This is a genomic window from Sphingobium lactosutens DS20 (genome assembly GCF_000445105.1).
In the GTDB taxonomy this organism is placed as follows: Bacteria; Pseudomonadota; Alphaproteobacteria; order Sphingomonadales; family Sphingomonadaceae; genus Sphingobium; species Sphingobium lactosutens.
In genome coordinates, this window is the sequence record NZ_ATDP01000036.1 from 1 (window position 1) to 21,557 (window position 21,557).

Below are 21,557 nucleotides of genomic sequence, written 5' to 3' on the forward strand. Positions count from 1 at the left end.
CGCCGCCCCTTGCTGCGGACGATCGGTGTTCGAGAGGGGTTCGCTGGCCGAAGAACAATAGTCTGCCCAAGCAGACTATAAGATGAGTTGAGTAAAGATGAGGGCCGGATAGGCTTGGCGCCGGGGATGTATGACAATAGCGTTGGGGACATGCCCGTCCTCACCTTTCGGCTCGACGATGATGTCGCCCAGCGCTTCGCCGCGCTCGCGGCGGTATCGGGCGGCCGCTCGGCGCTGCTGCGCCGCTTGATCGGTGACGCCTTGGCCATGGAGGCGGGGGAGGGGCATCAGGCGCCGCGCGCCCGCCAGCGCGCAACCTGCCGGGTCGAGGTTCGGCTGATCCCGGAAGAGATCGCCGCGCTCGACCGCGCGGCGGATGTGCTGGGGATGAAGCGTACCGACTGGATCACCACGTTGCTGGCGCGGCGCTTGCGTGCAAACGCGCCCTTGCCGCGCGAGGAGCGGGCGGCCATCGCGCAGGCGTGGCGCGAGCTCAATCGGATCGGGATCAACCTCAACCAGGCGACCCGCGCGCTCAACGCCTCGGTGATGGTCGAATCCGGCCTCGACGTCGCGCGGGAAGCGGCCAGGGTCGCAAGCTTTAGGTCCGAGATCGTCGATGCGCTCGCCGGTCTCGGGGCCGCGCTCAAGGGCGATCTTCGCTACTGGGACACGGCCGATGCGTGAGGAGGAGGGGGTTCTCCCGCTTCCCAGCCTGATGGAGGCCTGGCGGTCGCCGGCAGGCGGCAAGCGGACCCTGCGCGGCGCTTATGTTCGGATCAAACCGGGCGGAAGCGGGGGCGGGGCCGCCCGGCCGATGTCGATGGACCAGGCCGAGGCGCGCGCCAAGCTCGAGCGGATCGTGCGCAAGGCGCCCGAGGTGATGGTGAAGGTCTCCGGCAAGCAATATGGCGCTCATCATGTCGCCGAGCATTTCGGCTATGTGGCGCGCCACGGGAAGCTCGCCGTCCGATCGAGCGAGGGCGAGATTGTCACCGAGCCGGATCGGCTCAAGGCCATCGCTCAGGACTGGGCGATGCTCGACGAGGCCATGAACGAACATGGCCGGGAGCGGCCGACGTCGATGTCGCTCGTGCTCTCGATGCCCGGGGGATCGACCGACGCTGAGACGCTTCATGATGCGGCGCAGGCATTCGCGCGGATCCTGTTCGAGGGGAACCATGCCTATATGCTGGCACTCCATACCGACACCGATCATCCCCACGTCCATCTGACGGTGGCGACCGAAGGGGCGGACGGAACCCGCTTCAATCCGCGCAAGGCGGATCTCCATCATATGCGTGAGACCTTCGCGCATGAGCTGCGCGCGCGCGGTGTCGCGGCCGAAGCCACCCCCCGGCGCGCGCGCGGCCATGTCCAGAAGCGGGTCCGTTCGTCCGCGCTCCATCTCGATGCCCGGCTTGGGGGCGAGGGGCGCAGGCTCAATCTCGCGCAGCTCAACGAACTGCGAGCGCAAAGCTTCGTGCGTGCGGCCGACCAGGAGCGCCGGGCAGAAGATGTCATGGCGCTTTCGCGCCAGAAGCAGATCCGCGGCGCCTATGCCGAGGCAGCGGTCGCGCTCGCCGGCACCGGGAAACCGGAAGATCGTGCCTTGGGGCAGGAAATCGCCGGCTTTCTGGCGGCGATGCCGCCGGCGGTGTCGCGGCGGCTCGCGCGCGCACGGGAGATACTGCAATCCGAACGGCCGCCGCAGGAGCGCCGAAACGAGCCGGAGGGCGTTTCGCCGCCCACAGGTGCGGACGAGGGGCGGCCATCGCCTCACCGGGATCGGGAACGATGATGGCCGGCGCTGTCGGCCGGCTTGCCTGTGCGGCTTGGGCATCCTATGTGGATGAAATGTCAAAATACCGCGAAAAATAGCTGATTTAGGCGCTGATGCGCGCTTCTGGCTTGTTAGAAAAAAGCGTGCTATTATCTAACGGGTAGGAGCACAGTCAATGTCTGCGGTAGCCGCTCGGATCATGAAGCGCGTGCGCGGCAAGGGCCGTGGCTGGGTGTTCACGCCCAAGAGCTTCGTCGACTTCGGGACGCGTGGGTCGGTCGACATGGCGCTGTCGCGCCTCGCGACCGCCGGCGACATCCGGCGCATCGGCCGGGGTCTTTATGACTATCCGCGCCAGCATGACAAGCTCGGTGCGCTCAGTCCCGATCCCGCCAATGTCGCCAAGGCCCTCTCGACGCAGAGCGGGGACAAGCTCGCGCCGTCGGGCGCGGCGGCGGCGAACAGGCTCGGGCTATCGACCCAGGTTCCCGCCCGGGCCAGCTATGCCACGACCGGGCGGACCCGGGTCCGACAAGCGGGCGGGCGCAGCCTGACGCTCAAGCACAGCCGCGCACCGGTGCTCGACAATGCGCCTGACTCGGTCAACGCGGTTCTGCAGGCGCTCGCGCATCTGGGGAAGGACAATATCGACAGCGACAAGATCCGGCACTTCGCCGCCCGCCTCGATGATCGCGACATGCGGATGCTCGCCCAGGCCCGGGCCGAGATGCCCGGATGGATGGGCGACCTCGTCTTAAAGATCGGCGCCGCCCGTAATGGATGAGTTCGCGCGCAGACCGGCCGAGGAAGATATCAAGAGAGATTAGTAAGTTTACAGAAAAAACATAAACTGCCATAACCTCGCTATGGACGCTCGTAGGAACCCCTTCGCGCCAGGCGCAGGCACGCCGCCGCCTGAACTCGCGGGACGCGGTGCATTGCTGGAACGCAACGCCGTAGCTCTTGACCGGATCCGCATGGCGCGCGCAGCCCGACCGAGCATCCTGTACGGTTTGCGAGGGGTAGGAAAAACCGTTCTTCTCGCCACCATGCGGGATGCTGCGGAGCGCGAAGGGATGGCCGTAGTCGCGATAGAAGCTCCTGAAAACCGATCGTTGCCGGGGATATTGGTTCCTGCGTTACGGGCGGCGCTGCTGCGCCTCGATCGGTTAAAACAAGCTTCGGCCGGCGTGAAGCGCGCTCTGCAGGCGCTGGCGGGATTCGCGAAGCTCAAGGTCAAATATGATGACCTTGAGGTCGCGCTGGATTTCGAACCCGAGCCGGGCCTTGCGGATAGTGGCGACCTCGAGGCGGACTTGGCCGATCTGATTGTCGCCGTGGGAGAGGCCGCCCAGGAACGAAAAACTGCGGTCGTCCTGGTGATCGACGAATTGCAATATGTGCCAGAGGAACAGCTCGCGGCATTGATTAGCGCGCTCCATCGAGCCAGTCAGAGACAGCTACCGGTAACCATGCTGGCAGCTGGCTTGCCTCAGCTTCTGGGGCAAATGGGGCGAGCAAAATCCTATGCAGAGCGTCTGTTTGAATTCATCGCCGTAGGTCCGCTGGATGACGAGGCGGCGCGGGACGCCATCCGTCTGCCAATCGCGCGCGAAAAGGAGTCCATCGAAAATGCGGCTTTGGATGCAATTTTGGCGCAAACCCAGGGGTATCCGTATTTCCTTCAGGAGTGGGGAAAGCATGGGTGGGATGTTGCTGATGCTTCACCGATCACCGCCGCCGATATCGCAGTTGCTACAAAAAGCGCACTGGCTGAACTGGACGCGAGCTTCTTCCGTGTGCGATTTGACAGGCTGACGCCGGCAGAAAAGCGATATCTTCGCGCCATGGCAAGCTTGGGTCCTGGTCCGCATCGATCAGGCGATGTCGCTGAAGCTATGGGGGTGAAAGTCTCGAGCGTCGCACCGACCCGCAACAGTCTGATTGCAAAGGGGATGCTCTATAGTCCTGCTCATGGGGACACGGCGTTCACAGTGCCGTTATTCGATACCTACATGAAAAGAGTGATGCCTGAAGCTTAGTCTTGGCAGATGATGGCTACCTGCTTGTGGAGGTGCGGCCATAAGTGATTGTTATACAACGATAAAAATCTGATAATAAGGATTATGTTAAATCGTAAGTGATATGAACTCTGGGTTGTCAGCGCGGGCGCTCATCACGAGCGGAGAAAATCCTCAATTGCTCGAAGCATGCTCGAGAAGCCTTTACCCTGTGAGTAGATCAATGGCCGATTGCCGCGATGCGTGCGTATGAAATCGGTGGCGGCGTGCTTCGCCGACAACCATGTCATCACAAACAGATCGCTGTTTTCCGCAAGCGCACGCAATCGGGCGCTGCCGCTATGGTCGGCATTGATATCGACCGTCACGGACGACGAGATTTCCTCGAGCGCTGCCTTGGCCTGTCGGCTCGAAGACTCTGTCAGCGAATAAATAGTTATGCGCATGCCAGCCAATCGACTCGCGAGACCATCGTCCGTCGGCGCGACATCGCTTGTCGGCGATACCGGCAATTCCCAGCCAAGCTCGCGCGACAACAGGGTGACGGCGATCCGCTGCAGGCGGGTCAAACGCCCGATTATGGGCGCGATGCGGGCTAGGATACGGTGAAGGAATGCCTCGCGCGCGTCCGCATCAGGCGTCGCGGAATTCATGAAGTTCTCGACGAGTTCTAGGACCCAATAGATCATGTCAACGCCGAAGCCGTCGCCCGCGATCTCGTCGGTGTCGGCAATCAGGTCACGATAGGCCTTTTGGTCAAGTCCACCCGCGAGAAGCGCTCCGACCAGCACCTGGCTCGATTCATAGACGGTCGCGCCTCGCGCGCTGCCAAGCGCAAACAGGGTTAGCAATTCGCCATAGATCGGTGACAGCGCAGCGCATGGGAAGTCCTTGTCGCGCTGCAGCCAAGCGACAAGGTATGGCAGGGCTTGGGTCGTGCGCTCTGCGGCGAGCGGATCGCCTTGCACTTTCTCGAGTGCTGCGACGAGGGTGTGTACCGCGACCGGGTCAGCCGTCGAAGCCCCGATCGCCCATTCGTCCTTTCCGCGCCGCGCGATCTCGAGTGCATCAGCGAACGCCGGTTCGGCCGTGCGGTCGAGCCACGCCACCCAAGAAGTTGGCGGCGCGATGCTGGCCAGGTTGTCGGTTACCTGCACGATTGGCCGGAACGGCATCGTTTCGCGTAGAAGCTCAAGTTCTTCAGGACTGAGGCGCGCCATCGCCGCCATTGCATCCGCCAGAAGGTCGACGCTGTCGACCGCCCCCGCTTGGATCAACGCGCCTCGAGCGACATCGATCGGCGCCGCGACCTCTACCTGTTGCGGCTCGATGGAGGCTTGAACCGGCAGAAGGTCTGCTATCCAGCCAAGGTCCGGCGCCTGGTCTGATAAGGCGGCGCGCCAGTCCTGACGGCCGGGATCGTCAAGGATCTCCAGACCAAGCAGGCGCCATCCCCCCGCCCCCAACGCTGGTGGCGGCGCAGTAATTCCCATCGACTGTACGAAGCCCTGAACGTCTCGCGTATATGACGTGCGCGTACCTGTGGCATCTCCATTGTCGAATGGACCAGCAATGTAAGTTCGATACAGCGCCTCGAGGAGTATCGCTGTGATCGCTGGGGTGCGCCGTGCGACGCATAAACTCGGAAATTCAGGAAGTGCGACGATCGACCTCCAATCCTCGAACGCCGCGAGCAATTGGACTTCGAGGAATTTAACGTTGAGCGCATCAAGTCGGAGTTCGCTGCGCAGCCGTTCGAGTATCCCGGTGGCACCGTCGCGGCGTCCGACATTGAGAAAATCTTGGAACCGTGCCAGCAGCCAAGAGGTAGGGACTGGGGCTGAGCGCTGTAATTCGGGAGCACGGGCCAGCGTATCGCGTGCGCGTAAGACGGCACGCAAGGCCGCAACGCGAGCACGGTCATCGCCCGGCAGGCGCATGATTGCGGTGACGGCTGGCGCGGCAAGTTGAAGACGGGCACCTACGGGATCGGAGGCGGCAAACGATTCCGGCAAGCCGTCGAACCCGGTGAGCGTCGGCCCGGCAAAGGCCAGCAGGACTGGCTTAAGCCGGCGCCAGTCCGACATGGTCGCCGCCGCAACGTCAATCTGCATTGCCCCGGCGCTATCGATGACGGGAACCAATGCACCGGGGAACGTCTCGGATATCACTGACTGGGATACATCCGCGCAAAGCGCCGCAATGTCCGAAGGCACGCCCGCGCATGGCCGAAGCGCGGTCAGATCTTCAAGCACGGTCCGCGCCGCATCAAGGTCCGTGCCGATCATGCCATCTGGCCTTCCCAGCGCGTCTCGAGTTCGATCGATTGCTCGGCGATCGCTGCCGGGTCCGTCCTCAACACAAGATGCTCGCCATTGATCGAGATGCCATTGAGGGTGAGGTTCATCGAACCGCTTAGGAAATAGTCGGCGCCGAGCAGACCCTTAGCGTGGAAGCTCTTCTCAACGGTCCATTTGATCTGGTCGCCGTAGCGCGCCTTAAGCATCTGAAGGCGGGCGATAAAATAGTCGTTGTGGCCATCCGCGCGGATCACCAGCCGAATCTCGACACCGCGCGCGAGTAGGGCACGCAAGGCTTGAGACAAGCGGATCGGCGCGGCCGGCCAGTCGGGTTCGAGTGCCGCGAACTCTCGCGCCGAATTGTCGATGATCTCGACATCGCTGATCCAGGCAAAGAAAAGCCACAGCTTCGGACTGGGATGGATGAGTTCGGCAACGAACAGACTCTGAAACAGGTCGCGGACCGCGCGCGACTGCGCTGGACCATGAAGATCGCGTGAGGGATAATGCATCAGACCTGCTCCCTCAGTGTCAGCGTAGCGAAGATTCTGCCGTCGGCGCGTTCGACGCGCTCGATGGCGGGAAAAAATTGGAGGACGCCGACACTAACGGGTGCCGCCGAAAGCCTGACGAGTGCCGCGCGGAACAGTCGTGCCTCGCCGGCATCGGCGACAAGCCGGGCTGTCCCCTGGGCTTCAAACGCGGTCGCAAGCTGCCTTTCCCAATCGGGATCGCCAAAGGCAATTGTCGCAATTGCCCGGCAAAGCAGTAGATGACGCACGACCGCAGGATCGGTCGAGCGTGTCTGGCGGAACGGATTGTAAGACTGAAGGACGCGTTGGCGTACTTCGTTGGCGCGGGGCCACATCAGGCTGGTAATCGCCGACAGGACTGTCACATGCGCGATCGCGGCCGCAGGTAGCGTCGCGGCAAGGAACGCGCGAACGGCGCTGGACAAAGTTGCGTCGCAACTCGCGATATAGGCATATTCGCGCAATCCGATGGCGATGCCGAACCGGCCCTGGGTCGCGTCCCAATGAGTCTGCAGGTCGAGCAGCAACTGATCGAGTTGGGGGCCGGAACCGGCGCGAAGCAAGCGATTGTTGAGTGAAACTGAAAGCGCGTGGCTCAGATCGATGCCGCCGCGCTGTGCGAGGCTGTGCGACAGTGCCCGCCATAAGGCCGCACGCTCGCTGTGCGAGCTTGTCGCACGCAGTAGCGCGACTTGGTCACCGATCGCGACATCGTTGATGCTGAGCGCCAGGATCTCGCGCAAACTACTGTCGACGAGTTCGAGGTCGCTGGGCGCCAACGCCGCATCGAGGGCGGAAAAAAACAGGCGTGGTTCGGAAGCAAAGCGGTCGGCAAAGGCTTCGAGCACACCAGCGCCGCCTAGCGTCGTTTCGCTGATCCAGACGCTTGCAACATCGGAAGTCGCATCATCGCGGATATCAACGAGGAGCGTCTCGACGGTCGCTTGCTTCGGTGCCGCTGCAATGCATGCCTGCAGCATCGCCTCACCGAGCGTTTCAAGGATCAGGCGCCGAAGCCACAGGCTGAACATCGCGGGATCCACCGCGACCAGTTGCGCGGCGAGTGCGCGCAATCGGTCCCGGACGATTGGACGGCCGATCTGCTGGAGCAGCGCTTGCTGCAAGCGCCCTCCCCCGGTTGCACCACCCGCGCCAACCGGCCCCCCGGAAGGGTACCCGCCATCGGCAACGTCGTCGGCATCGCTGTCTTGGGTATCATCGCTATCGGGCTGCGTCGGGGGCATCGCACCGAACACCTCGTCCATGACAGCACGGAACACGCCTTCGATCCGGTCGTCGTCGAGCAGATCGGCAATCGTCTCGGCAAGCGGCCGATCGTGGGCCGCGGCATCAGCCAGCAACGCCGACAACAGGAACTGGACCAGCCACTCACGCTGAAACTGGTTCAGGTCGTCGGGCAGTTCCGGGTCGAGTCGGATCTGATCGCGAATATAAGCCAGCCTGTTGGCGGCTAGGACATCGGGAGGCAAGCGGTCGCCGCTCAGCATTTCTGCTTGCGGCAGGGCGAGATCGAGCCGGAAACCGTCAACCTCGAGTTCGAACCCGACTGCGGCAGGTCGATCGTCGTCGCTAGTGAATGCCAGCTTGACGGGAAAATCGTCCTGCAGCGTTCGGATATTCGCCTGAGCGATCCCGGCAAAGCGGCGCACGCTGACGCTCGAGCGAAACCGGTGCAGATGAAAGTCGATCGCGCGGACGTAGTGGCGCCACTCCGATCGCGTCGGGACCGGCACGCCCAGCGCATCGCCATTGGCGATGATGTCGGATTGCCAGAGGAGTCGGGCATTGCTGCTCGGTAGCGCTTCGGTTCGGGTGGCGCGCTCGAGGCGAACGGCCCAAGGTCGAAAGACTAGCAGCGGCGGTCCGCCGACATGATCATTGAGGCTGCCGGAAAAGACGCCGACGAACTCATGCTCGAGCGCATAGTCGCTGATACGACGGTCCTGCTCCGGAAGAGCCGGATCGACCGGAATCCAGTGCGACAGCGCGCCACGTTCATGCGCGAAGCGGCGGGTCACGCGCCCCGGCGCGAACTGATTAAGCGCCTGGAGGATCGGCATTTGCTCGACCCGTTCCTCGTGATTTACCGTCGCAGGCGGAATGATGACCCGCACTTCGGGTAGACTCAGGTCGCTGAACAGGTTGCGTGGGACGAAGTCTGGCAGCGGGTGATGATCGACCTGCAGATCGAGTGTCGCGCCGGCGTTGGGAATTGCAAGTTGCCAGCCCCGGAACAGCCGCCGGACCAAGGTCGGCACCGCCTCGAGTAGAAGCGAGCGCGGGGCTTCCCACAACAATGTCTCAGCCGCCGAGTGATCGATCCCGAGCGCGCCCATGAGGTAGTTGCGCAGGTCGTCGATGGTCGCGGCGTCGCCCTGCACCAGTTGGGTCAGCTTGGCTCGGGTGCGGTCGAGGACGGCGCGCTCGGCGGGGCTTGCCTGCGGCAACGGACGGCTCAGCAAATTCCACTGCCAGGCCTTTTCATAGCCGGCGGTGGTCGCCGCGAGCCAGTCGAAGAGCGCGAACACTGCCTGAATCTTCATCACATAGGGATTGCGGATCGGGAGATATTGCGGCTCGAGCGATGGATCGAACAGGTGCTCGAACGCCTGGTAGAAGGCGCGGTCGCGGCCATAATCCGACAGGACGGTCAGCGTGATCGGGCGCATCGCGCGGTCGCGGCCGGCACGTCCCTTGCGTTGCAGGAACGATGCCATGCCGCGCGGTGCCTTGTGCTGGATGACCGCACCGACGAGCGGATCGTTGAACCCGACCTCAAGCGCCGCGGTCGCAACCACGATATTGGCAGATTGATTGACGCCGGCATCCTGCGAGGTCGTACGACCAACGATCAGGCGGCGATCGAGCGGATGGCCGATATCCTCGCAGATCCGCCACCGCTGGCCTTCGACATCGCGAACCGCGGCGTCGGGCCCGGCACGACGAATATTCGCCAGCGGCATGCGCGCCGCATCGGGCCGACCAAAAATCGTGAAGGCCTCGGCGTCGCGCAGATCGTCATAGAGGCGATTGGTGACATCGAGGTCGTCGGTGAATAGGAAGGCGCGTCGGCCGAAGGTGCCGGACGCGTTGCTCGCGCCGGGCGGATCGAGCAGCCGGGGCAGTAGCATCGAGGTCTGGATCGTGGTCGAGAGTAGCGACGCGCGCGACGCCGGATCACCGCGGAGCAGGATCTGATATTCAGCGCCTTGTTCCTCGAACTCCTCGATCGTTGGCGTGATCTCGACTACATCGTCGAGCGCTGCACCGGTGAGATCCGAGAAGAAGCGCGCGGCATCGCCGAGCGTGGCCGAAAGGCCTACCCAGGAGATCGGCGCCGCCAGCAAGTGCCGCCACCGGCGTAGGGTGAGCGCAGCTTGCGCGCCTGTTCCGCCCTCATAGGTGTGCACTTCGTCGAGCAGGGCGAGCAAGGGTTTGCGCGCCGCCGTGACCCCGACGCCGAACAGGGCGCGCATCCAGTGATCGGACAGGCGTTGGTTCAAGATCTCGGTCGTGGTGAACAGGATGTCGGGCGGATTGCGCTGTAGCCGGGTCCGGGTCAGCACGATCAGGTCGTCGCCGATGGTCTGGCCGCAGCTTGGTTGGACGCAGGCAAGCCGTTCGGTGCCCGACGCGATATCGGCACCGCGCCAGACGAGTTCACCCTCGCAGCGCGGACAGCGCATCCACGGGCAGACGAAGTCCTCACCGCGTCGAACCCAACTCTTTTCTGTCAATTCCTGGCGGGTCGCACGGGTCGGTGTCTTTCCGAACAAAGCGCCGATGATCAGCGGCCGGCGCCCATGCGCGGCAAGTGTCTGATCGATTGTTCGCGCCATGCGAAACGCTTCAGCGAACTGGTCCTTGAGCAGTTCGATTCGCGGGTAGATCGCGATCGCCTTGACCCAATGATCGGCGCCGATCGCTTCGCCGATACGGATCATGCCGGGCAGGTAGAAGGCGATGGTCTTGCCGCTGCCGGTGCCCGCGGTGACGATCGTGCCGCCATCGTCGGTTGCGGCCGACAGACGCAGCGCGGCGCGCTCCTGAAAGCCTGCGAGTTTCATGCCGTCGCGCGAGGTCAATGCCCGCCACAAGTCCAGGCGCAGTTGTGACCCGCCCAGTGCCGACGCATGCTCGGCGAGGATATCGGCGGGCAAACGCTGTCGTTTGGGGAAGCGTCGCGGTCGGCAGTCGACTCGAAAGTCGGCGACGAGCGACGGCGCACCTTGCCAGGGCTTGTTGGGGAAGAGTTGACGGTTGGCAGCCAGGAGCCGCATCATTTCGGCAAAGCGCGACCGGATCCGGACGTCGCCGCCGACGCTGGCCATCTCGAAGATCAGCTTGGCATCGATGAGTTCCTCGACGAGGTCCTGCCCGTCAGTGCTACTGACTCCTGCCGCAGCGCATACCTGATCGCCGAGTTCGAAGGCTTCATCCTCGCTCAGCGAGCCATCGGTGAATCCCCATTCGAGGGAGCGCATTTCAATGGCTTCGATGCGGTCGAGCACCGCGAGGGCGTGGTTAGACACGGGCATGTTTGTGCCTACCTCAGCTTGATGCGGAACGCGCCCAGCAAATTGCGGCTTTCGAGCCACGTCTGCACTTCGGACGTATAAGCACTTAAGAGAGCCTCGCTATTGGCTGCGGAGCGAATGAAAGCGACGACGCTTGAGGGGATATCGGACGCCGCCAGGGTGTTCCATGCCGCCTCGTGCTGACTGACGAGCGCGTCGAGACTGGTAATCGCCGCCTTGGGGTCCGCGGGCAGGCTAGCACCAGAGGCTGCTACCTCGCTTCGAATCTGCCGTATCTTGGCGACGCTCATCCGGAACTGCGGAACCTGGCCGAGAGCGCTCAAGACATCATCGGCGCCAAAGGCAGCGCGCTTGTCGACATAGGTTTTCCACGCAGCGCTCGCGGCTTTGTGACCTGCGCTGGCGATACCGTTGAGGCGGTCGGTAAAGGCGTGTTTGATGTCGAACGGCGGATCGTTGACCTTTGCCGGATCCTCCTTGATCGCTTCGCGCAATGTGCGCGCCTTGTCGGCATAGCCGAGACCGTCGCTTGGTTCGAAATCGACCGGAACACCGGCTTCCGCTAGGGCGGTCAGTGTCTCGCGCAGTCCAGCTATGAGCAGCGATGCGGTCTCGAACTGCTTCGCGCGCGTAGCGAACAGTTCGGCTTCGGCGGCGCTGTTCTTGAGCTTCTGATAGGTGTTGATCTTGGTCGTGAGCGTGGCGGCGCGGTCAAGCAGCATCGGCTTGCTCCCCATCAGTTGTCGCCATCGCGGTCAAATCAGCTTCGATCGCGGTCAGCGAACTGTCGATCTGATCGAGACTGGTCGCCACCGCGCCCTGCTTGGCGTCCAGACTCTGACTGGTCGCGCCGATATTGTCGTCAACGGTATCGAGAAAGGCCTGCGCCGCGGCGACCAGAGCGGTCCCCGCATCGACCGCGCCGCGTCGACCTCGACCAAAGTGGGGAAGCGCGGCAACCGCATCGCCTTCGCTGCCAAGTGCCCGTGCGGCAGCTAGCGAATCATCGAAATAGACGGTCCTGAAGCGGTCGAGCGCTTCGACCAAAATGCGTCCCGTGGAACTGGTGCCAATGCCAGCGTCAGCCACGGCCTGCCGCGCTGCATCAAGCGCTGTTATGATAGCGGCGCGCGTCGCGTTCGGGCCGAACGCATCTTGCATCGTATCGAGCCAGGATTTGCGGGCTGCCATCTCCGAGCCCGCAGCCGTGGGGAGCGCAGCCCCGACCTCCCGATAGAGCTTGGCGGGCTCTTGAGCCTCACCATCGGGGGGCTCCAAGCGCAACTGCCATTTCGCCTGACGAAATTCGCGGATAGGCCCGATGATGCGGCCGGGATTGAGCATCGCACCAGCGCGGCCGCCCTTCATGCTCGACATCTGAGATTGCGCGATCCCCACCAGCTTTTCGCGTTGCCTTATCAGCTTGTCGTACAGCGCCTTCATCTCAGGCGCCGTGCTTGCGCACTCGCTTGACCATTGAGAGCTGAACGCTGCGTCGATCATGTCGGCGATCTTCGCATCGGGTTTGATCTTGCCCCCGATCGCCGCGCCGACACAGAGGAGTTCGACCGCAGCCGCTGCCTGATTCCATTGTGGCGTCGGCTGGCAGATGCCGCGCAATTGCGCCTCGACGTCCTTTGCCCAGATCTCGACGCAATCGAGGAAGGCTCCCAACATCTTCTCGCCGTTGGGGAACTCCCAGCGGAACTGATCTTTGCTGGCGCGCAACACGCCCTGGAGAGCCGCTGCTGCTGTTTCAGGCTGCACTAGGTTGCCTGGGATGACGAGCTTGACCTGCAGGTCGGCACGCACCTGCGTCGTTTGCCGATCGAAGCTGATGCTCGCAGTCTGGAACGCTTTACCGGTTCGACCGACGAAACTCGCCTTGGCCAGTCCGACCATGTCCCAATCGATGGCATTGGAGACGGCCGAAAAGACCAGCAACCTGAGATTGTTTGCAACGGATTGGTCGAGTCCCTGACCGCTGATCCATTGCTCGATCAGGAGATCTTCCTTGCTGGCAGTGTTACGCGGCGGTTCGGGCGTCGGCGTGTCGGTGGTTGGCTCGCTCGGCTTTGCCGCGTCGGCACCCGGTATCTCCGGGACCTCGAACGCCGCGCGAAGGCGATCGTCGAGATTAGCGATCGTGCCGGTGCCGTCATAGAGTTCGAGAAAAGCTGCCCAACGCTGGTAATTTTGGGGATTACGGTTGCGCAGTTCGGCTTGAGCGACGGCCGGCAGCGCTGTGATGCCGCCGAGTTTCTCAAGCAGCTTGAACGGCGGGAATGTACCGGTCGCGATCTCCGGCCCGAAGTTATCGAGTACTTCGACTAGGAGGTCGTTCTGAAGGACGCGGGGGTTGAGCCGTTCCGGCATCGAAGCATCGGCGCGCGACGCCGCGTTCCACAAGGCCTGCGAGGTGAACGGATACAAGCCATAGCCGTCGACCTCGCCGAATATGGCGTGGCACTCGGTCTGGTGGATGCAGGTGTCGCATTTGGAGAGCGGATTGTCGCCGGGCGCCGCGGCATCGCTCCACTGGATGATGCCGTCACGGCCAAGTCGTACAGCGTTTAGGTAGCGCGCGGTGAACTGATTGAGCGAGGTCTTGGTGACCGACCGGCCCTCGGCCCTGCCGGCGGACCGATTCATATCGACGATATGGGTCGTGCGCATATAGGCGGTCTCGGCCACGCTCTGGAAAAAACCCGTGGTGACAGCGATCGCCGTGCGCATCTTGCACTGGCGCTCGTCGCCCTGCGAGGTAATCGCCTGCAGCAGTGCCCGATCGATGCCCTGCAGACGCGCGAATTCCTCGACGAGCAGGATGAGTTCCTGACCCTGCGACTTAAGGTAAGTGCGCAGGCGGGTCATCAACTCCTCGATCCGGTCGCCAGAGAAACTCAAGGTGCGCGCGACGGCGCGATCGAGATTGCGGTTGATAATCCGTATCGCGAGTGGAAGGTGAACTGCCGGGTCCAGTTCGATGAGGTCGATCGCATCGCGCGCGAGGCGCGAGGCGTGCGCGAAGTCCATGCCGCCAAGGGGCAAGTCGCCCTCGACGAACACGCGGCGCTTATCGGGACGATCCTTGGCGTTGGACGGCGCGAAGATGTGATCGACAATCTCGGCGATGACGGTGTTGTCGCCCAGGAAATGCGCTTTGCGCATATGTGGATCTTGGAACAGGTCGGGCAGGCTGCTCGCGAGCCCTTCCTCGATCTCGTCGGCGTCGGTCGGCAGGACCTCCTCGCGGATCACCTGCGCAAGGTCGTTGAGCAATTGCTGCTTCTGGTCTTCCCGGCTCTGCGTGCCATCGCCCGCCGATTGCAGCGTTTCGAGAAAACTCGCCTGCTGTTCGGTGGGCAATTCGGCGATGATCATTTTGACGATGTTGCGCAGAGAGGTGCCCGACTTGCGCACCACCAGGACGACGCGATCCTTCGTCGGCTTGATGTTGAGCCGCATCCAGTGAACGAGATGCGATTTGCCCGAGCCAGTCTCGCCAAGAATCGCCGCCAGGGCATGCGGTCGGTCCTCGCGCAGGAAATCCGAGAGAAACGCCGAGGGCGTCATGTCGGCCCACGAGGCCTCGCCGATCTCCTGGAACGACTTGCCGACCTGCGGGCTGACCTTGAGATCCCAGTCGCTATGAACCGCACGGAACAGGCTGTCGCTGATATGCTCGGCAAACGGATTGATCACCTGGCGGACGGCACCGGGGTCCCAGCAGAGAACGTTGCGCATTATGCCGCCTCTCGCAGCGCGATACGACTGACGCGACCTTCGCGCGGTCCAAAATCGAGGATGCGGCCGGGTGCGTCAGCGACGCTCGCCATGCTCAGGCGCTGGCGGTCAACAAGCCGCTGTAGCGCGAGGCTCGTGGTGATCGACAGTCGCTTATCGCTGTCCGTCACCGGGGTGAGCTGCATAGCCTCATAGTCCTGGCGAACGCTGCCGGTCTCGAAGACTGGAAAGATTGCTGCCAATCGCGTCATGAATTGCTCGATCGGCATGTCATTGCTTTCGGAAAAGACGGCGGGGAGCGCGCTTTCGATGGCCTTGACCGGATCGGGAATCACGCGGCGCGAGGTGAGGTCCTCGGCATCGCTACCGCCACCGACGATGGTCGCGAAGCCGAGATAGCGGGCCCAGTACAGGAAGTTCTGGTAGCGATTTAGCGAGGTCAATTCGGTTTTCGACGCGTGGTCGCCGATCTGCGCTTTCAGACTGTTTTGAGGCGGCTCGGAGAAATTCATCGGCCGGAGCGGGCTCGAACTCAGAAACCAGGACAGGGCAACCATGAAGCCGGCTTGTTGGGTTTCGGCGGCTCGCGTCGGATCGAATAGGGTGCGCCGCATGAACGCCAAGAAGAACATCTCGCTGCCCTTGCCCTTTTTCCCGCCGCCGCGCGCATCGGTAGTCAAACGCAACTTGTCCTCAATCTCTTCGACCAGACCGATCCGCCGTGCTTCGGCAAGCGTGTTGCTGAACAATGTTGTGGTTGACTCGCCATCATCATCGCCGCCGCGGCCGTTGAGCGACGGCGGCGTTGCCCAGGCCTCGATCCGGTCTTTAACTTCGCCATTCTCGCTGTCGAACAAGGCCGCGTAGATCGCGAACAATCGGCTTGGAACAGCTTGGGCAGTTGTAACTATACTCATTGCGCTACTCTTGCATTAAACTCGTCGAGCGTCAGCGTTCGACCACCAAATACATCTTTCAACCTGCGTCCATCGGGGGCCAGCTGGCCGATCGGTGTCAGGAAGATACGGGGATTGTCGGCGCGCGGCGCGAGGTTCTGCGGCTCCAGCGTTTGCTTGTCGCCGACCATCACAAGTTCGGGACCGCGCGGTAGGCGCGACAACGCAAGCGACGATAGATCACTGACGAAGAATGCGCACTTTTCCGCGAATTTGAGCACTCGACTCATGTCAAACGGTTGCGGGCCCATCGTGATCAGTTTGGCGAGACGCGCTTGTGCCAAACGTTGCAGTGTGTCGCCGAGACGGCGCGACGCGTTGCGGGCGAGGTCGCCTGGGTCGTAGCTGACTAGCAGCCGGAGATCGCGGTCGAGAAGATTCGCGACCAGCGGATGGAGATCCTCGGTCCACGGTCCCCGCGGTTCGCCGACCGCCACACTGTTAAGGCGGCACGTGTCGTCCGAACGGCATCGACTGCATCGGCTGCAGGTTCGTCCGACCCTGTTCGCGCCATAGAGTTCCTCAAGGATCGCGGCCGGACAGCGATCGTTGCGCAGATACTCGCGCATGAGATCGAGATTGCGCTTGGCGGCAAGCCAACCGACCCGGCGCACGGGTTCGACACGCGACCGCCAGAGCTCCAAGTCGAGATGGTGGTCGTCGATGATCTCGATCTCGAGCCAGTCCCCCTCCTGTTCGATCCGTGGATAGGGTGTGCCGAGCAGCCGCAAAATGCCCGCACGCGCCATCAGGGCGACGGTGCGCAAGTTCCAGTCGGTATTGGCATCGCCGAACATGTCGATGTCGCGTTCATCAGTGCCGGGCCGGCCGTCAATCCGTACGGCGAAGCGCCCGTTTCCGAGGCTGGTCTTGCGGGCGAACATCGTGGACCAGCGATGGTAGCCGCGATCGATGCTGATGACCTGCTGGGCGTTGATGCGTTCGGCGATCCCCATGTCCTTGCCTGTCGGCACGATCAGCGAAAGCGCGGCCTTGCCGTCACGCCCGCCGCGCCCGACCTCTTGATAGAAGCGATCGAGCGTCTCGGGGACGCAGGCATGGATCACGCTGCGGGCATGGCCATAATCGATGCCGAGCCCGAACGCCGAGGTTCCGACGACGATATCAAGAGCGCCGTCGCGCCGCTGGCCGACAATCTCTTCGCGCTCGGCTCGGCCGGTCTTGCCGTGAAGCTTGCGCACCCGGTGAAATCCCGCCTCGATTAGTCGCGCATACCAGGCGTTGGCGGCTGCAACTTCGGTGACATAAAGCACCGCCGGCCGGGGCACGTGATGAAGCGCCTCGAGAACTTGGGCCACGCGGTTGGCCTCGTTTGTCGACGGCGCTATCCAATAGTCCGGTTCGGGCCGCAGTTGGACCGCCGCAAGGCTTTCGAAATTGCTTTCGGCGCCGAACAGCGAGCGCAACGTTTCGAGCGAGGAGTCGGTAAGTGTCGCCGACAACATGATGGTGCGCAGCGCCTGGCCAGGAGGAGCCGCCGACAGCAGTTCGCGCCGCAGGCCGCTCAATTCCTGGAACTCGGTCCGGAAGCCCGTGCCCCATTGATCGACGAGATGAGCTTCGTCGATCACCAGCGCGCGCAGCAGACCAGCTTCTGCCGCGCGGCGCAAGGGATCGCGTAGACGATTGCACGCCGCCTCGGGCGACACAAAGCACAGGCCCTGGGTGCCGTCGGCGATCCGCTCGGCAATGATATTGTTCTGGACGTCGTTGCCGCCCTGGAACGCGAGCGGTGGCGATAGGCCGCAAACATCGACCGCTTCGCGTTCGTGATTGACCCCGAGCGCGACAGTCGGAACGATCACCAGGGTGACGCCGCGGTTTTCCGCTTGATCGGCCCCGACAAAGCCGACCGTCTGGATCAACTGGAAGATCATGCTCTTGCCCTCGCCGGTGGGCAAAGCAACGACGAGGCTACCGCCGGCAGGGGTCGAGAGTGCGGCACGCACGGCGGCGCGCTGCCCGCGGCTACGATAGGAGGTCCGCCCAACAGCGGCGAGCAAGGGATCCCCTTGGCAGTCGGCGCTATTGAACTCGCGGCGCGTCCTCTCAGAAGCGGCGAAAGCATCGACGCTGTCGCTAATGCCGGAGAGCCATGTCGGTTTCCAAGGCTGGAGCGTTACCAAACGCGCTTCACCGGCAGCGGTGCTGCGCAGTCCAACGGCATCCCATCCGGCAAACCCGTCGAAGCGCGGGTGCGACACGGGCACCGCAGGCGACACCATCGCGCCGCGTCGAACATGTTCGTGGCTCATTGCCTGACGGAGCAGGACTGCCAGATCGAGACCACTCGCCTGGCGAGCAGGGTCGACCAGCGCTTTGCGCAACCGTTCGATCGCAGGTGACCGGGCTCGCCAGTCTGCCCCGCTATCGGTGCGGTCGAGCAAATGGCCCAGTGCTACAAAGGCATCATGGCCATCCCGGTCAGCCATGAACGGTCCTGGTGATTGCCGGACCGAGGATGAAACATCCCATGGCGTCGAGCCGGATCGTGGGGGATTCGATGCTGGGTAGGATCGATTCAATTAGCGCGATATCCTCGCGGGCCATCGTATCACCGGCCGATTGGCGGCGCTGGAGGCGGTTCCGGCGTCGCTGCAGGTCGCTTGCGGCAAGGGTCGTGGCCGCGGTGATCGCGTCAAGTACCGCGGGTTGCTCGGATAGGGTTTGCCGTGCACCGTCCCGCACGCGGCGGCATACCACTGGGAACACAGAGGGATCGATGTAGTCGGCGAGGATGTGCGGCCGACTCCCTAGATTGATGTCGGCGCTCGGGCCTTTCCCATGGCTGTTATAGGGTTTGGACAGCACGGCGAGCAGGGCAGGATCGGTGACCGCCTCGCCATTGATGTCGAGGAACAAGGTCTGCTCGCTTTGCGCGAAATAGCGCTGTGCGCGGCGTGACGCGGCAAGCTCGGCGCGTGACGGCGCGAGCAGATCGGCCATGTCGAGACTGGGCTCGATCGTAAAGCAGAGCTTGAACCCGATCCACGCATCGCCCTGCCAGTCTGAAACGGGGCGATAAGTAACAAAGGCGGTCCCGCGATCGTCCCAGCGGGTGAATCGCGTCAGCACGTCGATAAGCGGCGTGCCCGGACGCAGCAAAGTTACAGCGGTGCGTCGTGTCGCGATCCGGCGTTTCCAACTCAGCGGCTGGCTATCGTCCAGTTCGAGTTGCTGCTGCCACGGCAAGCGCGGGATCAAGGTCTCTTTGGTGATGGCGAGTTTGAACGGATCTTCTACCGGCCAGGCGAAGGGCCGCTTCTTGAGTTGTAGCGTGCCAATCAGCCATTGGTCGACGCCGGCTTCGAGGGCCGCCTCATCGGCTTCGGCGTCGTCTAACGCCTGGATGAAGGTCTCGACGGGTTCCTCCGCGAGCGCGATCCGATCAAGCGCATATTGTTCGTCCTGCGACTTGCGTTCGTCGGCGATCTGGCTGCGGATTTCCTCGGCCAACGAGACCAATGCATGGGGTCCGGTCAACAGTAGCGCATGGAGTGCGCGGGTCTCGAAATCCTCAAGGAGGAACTGCACATCGCTTATCGAGCGGTGGAAGATCGAAAGACCATCAGCAAGCAAGGTTTGCCACGCGGCAAAGGGGCTTTCGTCTTCGTCCGAGGGCAGCAGGATCCGGTGACGGATGATCCCCTGCCGTCGGCCATAGCGATCGAGACGGCCGATACGTTGTTCGATCCGAGCAGCGCTCATCGGGAGATCGAGATGCACGATCGCGTCGGCGAAGCTGAGGTTGAGGCCCTCTTCGGCCGAACGATCAACGATGAGAACGGCTGTATCGGGCGTTTGCGCGAACGCCCCGAGGCCGTCTTCGTCATCCTCCCCTGCTTTGCCGCCTTCGACGAGCAGCAGACACGGCGTGTCATTGAGCCCGTTTTCGAGGGCTTCGTGAAACGCGACCGCCAGCGCAGTCGTGGTCGCGAACACCACGATTTTGGGATGATCGACGTCGGTCCGCAGCGTCTTGATCAGTCGCCGCACGCTTTCGACCATGGTCTCGATGCGATCGGCATCGTCATACTCCTCTGCCTGGTCGCGCAGCGCATTGAGGATTTCGGCTTCGCCGGCAAAGATCGGCGTGGCGGCTGCCAGCCAGGCACGAAACGCGTCGGCACCTTCGGACAACGCGCCCAGCAGGTCACGGTAGCGCGTTGAGAGCAGTGGCGCCCCGTCACCGCCATCGACCAGTGAATCGACGGCGGCCGATCGCCAATCCTCGAGCGTGCCGAGCAGCACCGCCAGGTCGTCGCTCGGATCGCCTTCGGTGCGCACGTGGGACATGGCGCCGCCATCGGGGCCGCGCGGTCGAAACTCCCATCCCTGGGCATCAGCCCGGCGTGAACGGATCAGGCGCTGGTGAATGCGATAGCTGTCGGCGACGTGCTCTTTGAGCGCGCCGCACAGGTCGACAAGTCGGTCGGGAGCTTCTCGCGTCGCAGCAATCATCTGTGGCGCCAGGTCCTGGACGACGGGATCGTCGGGAAAGCTGCGGACAAGCTCGGCACCGCGCTGGCGCAGAACGATCCCGGAAGCGTCGGGATCTAGACTGAGCAGCAAGCGGCCGATCGCACGGCGCTGCTCGAGTTTCAGGCGGAATCCGTCGAGGTCGTCGAGCGGATGGGTCAGCGGATCGAGCAGGTTGAGCAGCGCTAAGAACCGGGCCTCTTCCCCCAGCGGCGGCGTGGCGGACAGCAGCAGCAGCACTGGCACATCGCGGGCGAGTTCACGCAGCCGTGCCGCCGAAGCAGCCAGCGGGCCATCGTCAAGTCCGACCAGGTGATGCGCTTCATCGATTACCAGAACATCGGGTGTCCGCGAGATCTGCGCGATATCGGCATGCGAGCAGCATTCGAAGGGTTCGCCGAACTGATCGAGGCGGAGCTTATCGGAAAGTTCATGCCGCCACTGCTCACATAGCGCCGACGGGGTAGCGATGAGCACTTCCGTATCGGGATTGTCGATAAGATGCTGTCGGATGATCAGGCCGGCCTCGATCGTTTTGCCAAGCCCTACCTCATCAGCTAGCAGATAACGCTGCACAGGGTCGCTTAAGACACGGCGAACGGCAGCAACTTGGTGTGGTACGAAGTCGATCCCGGCTGACAGCAGTGCGGTCAGGCCTTGTGCAGCGCTGGTCAACCCGCGCAGCGGCGTCAACGCCGCTTGGCGCCGGTCGTGAAGAAACTGGCTTTCAGCGCCGCCCGCCGCCAGCATCTCAGCTGGATCTTCGGGGGCATTCCATGGGCGGACGAACAAATCGAGTTCACTGAAATCATCCTGCTTTCCGTTGGGAAAGCGGATTTCATAGGTGACGAGCCCGTTTTCATGCTGGAGATAATCCCTGACGCGACCAACCCGCATGTGATCGCCATCAAGGACATAGGCTCGGGTTTGCGGACTTAGGTAAGCACGTCCTATCTCAGAAGCATAGCATTCGATCGTTTCTCTTCGATTGAGCGAGTAGAAAACAGAGATGGAGCAGCAACCATCAGTCGCCGCTTCTAATTTCCCGACACCCTTGTGCCCAGGTAGCCCTACTAACATCCCCTGAAACAGATTAGATCCCCCGTGAGCGAATCCCCCTTATCGCTCTCGAGGTTACTCTAATAAGGTCGCACTGGC

The 21,557-nt window shown here is 62.8% G+C and carries 12 protein-coding genes; 4 read left to right on the forward strand and 8 right to left on the reverse strand.

Annotation, left to right across the window (positions count from 1 at the left end; translation table 11 throughout):
- Window positions 1-126 precede the first annotated feature (126 nt).
- From RLDS_RS29995 to RLDS_RS30010, 4 genes are all read left to right on the forward strand, one after another.
- Entirely contained in the window at window positions 127-687 is a 561-nt protein-coding gene (locus RLDS_RS29995) for a plasmid mobilization protein (protein ID WP_021224351.1), read from the forward strand.
- Window positions 680-1,801 carry a relaxase/mobilization nuclease domain-containing protein gene (locus tag RLDS_RS30000; protein ID WP_031297234.1) on the forward strand — a complete coding sequence of 374 codons (1,122 nt, stop codon included), beginning with the start codon at window positions 680-682 and terminating at the stop codon, window positions 1,799-1,801. Before RLDS_RS29995 ends, RLDS_RS30000 begins: the two co-directional genes overlap by 8 nt.
- 157 nt (window positions 1,802-1,958) lie before the next feature.
- Window positions 1,959-2,567: a DUF6088 family protein gene (locus RLDS_RS30005; protein WP_031297236.1), complete on the forward strand. Its 609-nt coding sequence runs from the start codon at window positions 1,959-1,961 to the stop codon at window positions 2,565-2,567.
- 82 nt (window positions 2,568-2,649) lie between these two features.
- On the forward strand, window positions 2,650-3,825 hold the full coding sequence (locus RLDS_RS30010) for an AAA family ATPase (RefSeq protein ID WP_031297237.1): 1,176 nt from the start codon (window positions 2,650-2,652) through the stop codon (window positions 3,823-3,825).
- A 134-nt stretch (window positions 3,826-3,959) separates the two neighbouring features.
- On the opposite strand, the gene dpdD is transcribed toward RLDS_RS30010, so the two are convergent.
- The 8 genes from dpdD to dpdE are packed head-to-tail and all read right to left on the reverse strand — an operon-like array spanning window position 3,960 to window position 21,479.
- The gene (gene dpdD, locus RLDS_RS30015; RefSeq protein WP_021224355.1) at window positions 3,960-6,092 is read right to left on the reverse strand and encodes a protein DpdD; all 2,133 of its coding nucleotides are present in this window, start codon (window positions 6,090-6,092) and stop codon (window positions 3,960-3,962) included.
- Window positions 6,089-6,616, reverse strand: coding sequence for a phospholipase D-like domain-containing protein DpdK (dpdK, locus tag RLDS_RS30020; protein WP_021224356.1), 528 nt, complete (start codon window positions 6,614-6,616; stop codon window positions 6,089-6,091). Before dpdK ends, dpdD begins: the two co-directional genes overlap by 4 nt.
- Window positions 6,616-11,196, reverse strand: a complete 4,581-nt coding sequence (gene dpdJ / locus RLDS_RS30025; protein ID WP_021224357.1) for a protein DpdJ — start codon at window positions 11,194-11,196, stop codon at window positions 6,616-6,618. The genes dpdK and dpdJ overlap by 1 nt, the downstream gene beginning before the upstream one ends.
- An 8-nt stretch (window positions 11,197-11,204) precedes the next feature.
- Window positions 11,205-11,933, reverse strand: a complete 729-nt coding sequence (locus RLDS_RS30030) for a hypothetical protein (protein WP_021224358.1) — start codon at window positions 11,931-11,933, stop codon at window positions 11,205-11,207.
- Window positions 11,908-14,943 carry a protein DpdH gene (gene dpdH / locus RLDS_RS30035; RefSeq protein ID WP_021224359.1) on the reverse strand — a complete coding sequence of 1,012 codons (3,036 nt, stop codon included), beginning with the start codon at window positions 14,941-14,943 and terminating at the stop codon, window positions 11,908-11,910. The genes RLDS_RS30030 and dpdH overlap by 26 nt, the downstream gene beginning before the upstream one ends.
- Entirely contained in the window at window positions 14,943-15,821 is an 879-nt protein-coding gene (dpdG, locus tag RLDS_RS30040; protein ID WP_021224360.1) for a protein DpdG, read from the reverse strand. The genes dpdH and dpdG overlap by 1 nt, the downstream gene beginning before the upstream one ends.
- A 35-nt stretch (window positions 15,822-15,856) precedes the next feature.
- Window positions 15,857-18,352 carry a protein DpdF gene (dpdF, locus tag RLDS_RS54395; RefSeq protein WP_021224361.1) on the reverse strand — a complete coding sequence of 832 codons (2,496 nt, stop codon included), beginning with the start codon at window positions 18,350-18,352 and terminating at the stop codon, window positions 15,857-15,859.
- On the reverse strand, window positions 18,345-21,479 hold the full coding sequence (dpdE, locus tag RLDS_RS30045; protein ID WP_084514618.1) for a protein DpdE: 3,135 nt from the start codon (window positions 21,477-21,479) through the stop codon (window positions 18,345-18,347). Before dpdE ends, dpdF begins: the two co-directional genes overlap by 8 nt.
- Between the last annotated feature and the right edge of the window lie 78 nt (window positions 21,480-21,557).

Excerpts from the sequence above, each read along its gene's own strand:
- RLDS_RS29995 (WP_021224351.1), top strand. The coding sequence starts at position 127 with ATGTATGACAATAGCGTTGGGGACATGCCCGTCCTCACCTTTCGGCTC.
- dpdK (WP_021224356.1), bottom strand. The coding sequence starts at position 6,616 with ATGCATTATCCCTCACGCGATCTTCATGGTCCAGCGCAGTCGCGCGCG.
- dpdD (WP_021224355.1), bottom strand. The coding sequence starts at position 6,092 with ATGATCGGCACGGACCTTGATGCGGCGCGGACCGTGCTTGAAGATCTG.
- RLDS_RS30010 (WP_031297237.1), top strand. The coding sequence starts at position 2,650 with ATGGACGCTCGTAGGAACCCCTTCGCGCCAGGCGCAGGCACGCCGCCG.
- RLDS_RS30030 (WP_021224358.1), bottom strand. The coding sequence starts at position 11,933 with ATGGGGAGCAAGCCGATGCTGCTTGACCGCGCCGCCACGCTCACGACC.
- dpdE (WP_084514618.1), bottom strand. The coding sequence starts at position 21,479 with ATGTTAGTAGGGCTACCTGGGCACAAGGGTGTCGGGAAATTAGAAGCG.
- RLDS_RS30000 (WP_031297234.1), top strand. The coding sequence starts at position 680 with ATGCGTGAGGAGGAGGGGGTTCTCCCGCTTCCCAGCCTGATGGAGGCC.
- dpdH (WP_021224359.1), bottom strand. The coding sequence starts at position 14,943 with ATGCGCAACGTTCTCTGCTGGGACCCCGGTGCCGTCCGCCAGGTGATC.
- dpdF (WP_021224361.1), bottom strand. The coding sequence starts at position 18,352 with ATGGCTGACCGGGATGGCCATGATGCCTTTGTAGCACTGGGCCATTTG.
- dpdJ (WP_021224357.1), bottom strand. The coding sequence starts at position 11,196 with ATGCCCGTGTCTAACCACGCCCTCGCGGTGCTCGACCGCATCGAAGCC.
- RLDS_RS30005 (WP_031297236.1), top strand. The coding sequence starts at position 1,959 with ATGTCTGCGGTAGCCGCTCGGATCATGAAGCGCGTGCGCGGCAAGGGC.